The sequence below is a fragment of the Planomonospora corallina genome (genome assembly GCF_042650625.1).
In the GTDB taxonomy this organism is placed as follows: Bacteria; Actinomycetota; Actinomycetes; order Streptosporangiales; family Streptosporangiaceae; genus Planomonospora_B; species Planomonospora_B corallina.
Window position 1 is genome coordinate 229,675 of record NZ_JBHSBM010000016.1, and the last position, 3,208, is coordinate 232,882.

2 protein-coding genes and 1 pseudogene are annotated in these 3,208 nt (G+C 76.3%); 2 read left to right on the forward strand and 1 reads right to left on the reverse strand.

What is annotated here, in order from left to right:
* Together ACFOWE_RS12210 and ACFOWE_RS12215 are read left to right on the forward strand one after the other, a co-directional pair.
* Positions 1-325 (forward strand): annotated as a pseudogene (locus ACFOWE_RS12210) (hypothetical protein); the annotation flags it as partial.
* A 210-nt stretch (positions 326-535) separates the two neighbouring features.
* Positions 536-2,680 (forward strand): ATP-binding protein, encoded by a 2,145-nt coding sequence (locus tag ACFOWE_RS12215; RefSeq protein WP_377287385.1) that lies wholly within the window; start codon positions 536-538, stop codon positions 2,678-2,680.
* Positions 2,681-2,696: 16 nt separating this feature from the next.
* Here the strand turns inward: ACFOWE_RS12215 and ACFOWE_RS12220 are convergent.
* A partial coding sequence (locus ACFOWE_RS12220; protein ID WP_377287386.1) for a rod shape-determining protein occupies positions 2,697-3,208 on the reverse strand: 512 nt, incomplete at its 5' end.

Sequence of the window (3,208 nt, forward strand, 5' to 3'; positions counted from 1 at the left end):
CGAGGCCGCCGGCGGCCTGCTCCCCAGGGCGGCCGCCTGCCTGCTGCTCGGCCTGGTGGCGTACGGGTCCGCCACGCTGGCGAGGACGGCCGCCACCCCGCTGGCCGTGCTGGTCGTCGTGCCGGTCCTGGTCTCCCCGCTGCTGCGGGGCCCGGTGCCCGGGGTGGTGCGGCTGCTGCCGTACGAGGCCGCGCTGAGCCTCCTCGGCGCGCCCCGGGGCCCGGATCTCGCGCTGGACCGGCCGGTGGGGCTGCTGGTGGTCGTGGCGTGGGCCGTGGTGCTCGTCGGCGCCGCCTGGGCGGTCACCGTCCGGCGGGACGGTTAGCGGCCCGGGCCCCGCTGGTGTGTCCGGGCCGGTCCGGACACACCGGCCACCCCCGACACGGCGCCGGCACGGCGCCGGATGGGTAGCCCGCCGCCTGCGGGGGGATGGGAACCCGTATGACCACCGCCTCGACGACCCGGCCGTCCTCCGCGCCCCTGGTGGGGCGCCGTTTCCTCCGTGCCCGTCACCGGGGCCCAGGGCGGTCGAGCCGTGCCGGCACCACCGCGTAGCGGGGCGGTGCTCCGCCGTACGACGGCCTTCGCCGCGTTGTACGCCGTCGCGGTGTTCGTCGGGCGGATGGAGCTCGTCGGGGGGACGGCCATGGGCCTGGTGTGGCCGGCGGCCGGGGTAGGGGCGGTGTGGCTGCTGGCGCAGCGGCACGAGCGGTCGCAGTGGCTGGACGTGCTGGTCCTGGCGGTGATCGCATTCGTCGTCAACCTGCTGACCGGCGCGCCCGCGCGGCTGGCGGTCTTCTTCGTGACGGCCAACGTGGTGCAGTTGCTGGTGTTCCTGCGGGTGTTCGCGAGGTTGTGCCCACAGGTGTGGGAAGCCCCGGGCCGGGGGGCTCTGGAACGGGTGCAGCACCTGTGGGGACTGCTGGCGGCCGCGCTCGCCGGAGCGGCGTGCGGCGCGCTCATCGGCCCCACCGCGCTGGGGGCGTTCGGTGACCGGTGGTCGGCGCTGACCGCCATGGTGTGGCTGGCGCGCAACGTCACGAGCATCGTGGCGATCACCGCTCTGGGCCTGTGCCTGGGCCGTCCCTCCGAGTACCTGACCGTCCGGCCGGACCGGGCGCCGTCGGCCTGGTGGCAGGCGCCGGGCCGGGCACCGGAACGGGTGCCGGGCCGGTGGGCGGCCGAACTCTGCGCCCTGGTGGTGGTCTCGGCCGCGGCGTACGCCGTGACGTTCGGCGTCACCCGGGACCTGCCGCTGACGTTCCTGCTGATCGCGGTGACGGTCTGGGCCGCCGTGCGCTTCAGCACCGCCTTCACGGCGCTGCACGCCCTCGTCACCGGCGCCGTCGCCCTGACCTTCACCCTGTACGGCGACGGCCCGTTCGCGTCGGTCAGCGCGTCCGCCGGCCGGGTGCTGGTGGCGCAGGTCTTCGTCGGGGTGGCCGCCGTGGTCGGGCTGGCACTGGCACTCGGCCGTGACGAGCGGGAGACGCTGGCCGGGCAGCGGGCGGCCGCCGGCAGGGAGGTCGCGGCCCAGGCCGGGATGCTGGCGGCGATCGTCGACTCGATGCACGACGGGCTGGTCGTCGTCGACGCCGACGGGCGTTTCGTCATGAGCAACCCGGCCGCCCGGGGACTGCTGGGCCTGCCCGCCTCCGCGACCGGCATCGAGGACTACGCGCTGTTCCAGCCCGACGGCGCCCCCCTCGGCAGGCGGCGGCTGCCGCACATGCTGGCCCTGGCAGGGCACGAGGTGCGGGACATGGAGGTGCGGGTGTGCCCCTCGGGCGGAGGAGAGGAGCGCATGCTCAGCGTCAGCGCCACCCGGCTGCCCACCGGCGAGCACACGACCGTCGTGGTCTTCCACGACGTCACCGCCGAACGGCGCCACCGCGACGAGCTGACGGCCTTCGCCGGGGTCGTGGCCCACGACCTGCGCAACCCGCTGACCACCATCGACGGCTGGGCGCAGTTGCTGGCCGACGCGGAGCCCGCGGGCGAGGCGGCCGGCGAGCTGACCGAGGGCATCACCCGCATCCGGCGGGCCGCCGCCCAGATGCGGGAGCTGATCGGCGACCTGCTGGCCCACGCCACCGCGCGGGACGCGCCCATCACGCCCGTCCCGATCGATCTCGGGCGGATGGTGCGGGAGGTCGCCGCGGCCCGGGGCGACCTTCCCGGGACCGCCGGGCACGGGCAGGAACCGGTGTTCCACATCGGCGAGCTGGACGCCGTCCGGGCCGACCGGGCGCTGGTGCGCCAGTTGCTGGACAACCTCATCGGCAACGCGGTCAAGTACACCGCTCCGGGGCAGCGGCCGCGGATCACCGTCACCTCGGCGATCGAGCGGCCCGGGTGGGTCCGCGTCGAGGTCGCCGACCGCGGCATCGGCATCCCCGCGGGCCTGCACGAAGCGATCTTCGAGAACTTCCGCCGGGCGCACCAGGGCGGTTCCTACACCGGCAGCGGGCTCGGCCTGGCCATCTGCAAGCGCATCGCCGAGCGGCACGGCGGCACGATCAGAGCCGAGGACAATCCGGGTGGGGGCTCGCGGTTCTCCTTCACGCTGCCCGCCGCCGACGCCCCCGCCGGCGCACCGGAGAATGCCTCCGGGGACGTCCCCGGTGACGCCCCCGGTGCCGCTCCGCACGGCGGGGCCGGTGCGGGCCTCCCGGAGTGACCCGCCCGCGCCGGCGTCACCTCTGCCGTGCCACGAGCAGGTCGAGCAGACCGGGCATGGCGCCCAGCCGGGCCAGCCCCCGGACGGTGGCGTGGGCCGGGGCGGGGGCGGGGCTGACCGTGACGCCCAGCCGGGCGCACAGGCCGCGGGCCAGCCGGGGCCGGAGCACGCCTCCGCCGGTGAGCAGCAGGCCGCGTTCGCGCACGCCCCGGCGCCGGCTCGCCGGGACACGCGCCACCAGTTCGGAGAGCACGGCCGTGACCTGGTCGTGGACGTGCTCCGGCAGGTCGGCGGAGGACTCCGCCATGACCTGTACGGCTCCCGCGTCGACGACCGCCCCGTCGCAGATGACGGCGGCCTCGATGATCCCCGCACCCACGTCCAGCAGCAGCCGGGGCCGGGGGTCGGTGACGTCGAGACCGCAGCCGACGGCGGCGGCGAGCGGCTCCTCGACGACCGTCACCGGGCAGCCGACCTCGGCCGCGAGCATGTCGGCGAAGGCGAACAGGTCGGCGGGGCCCCGCCCGG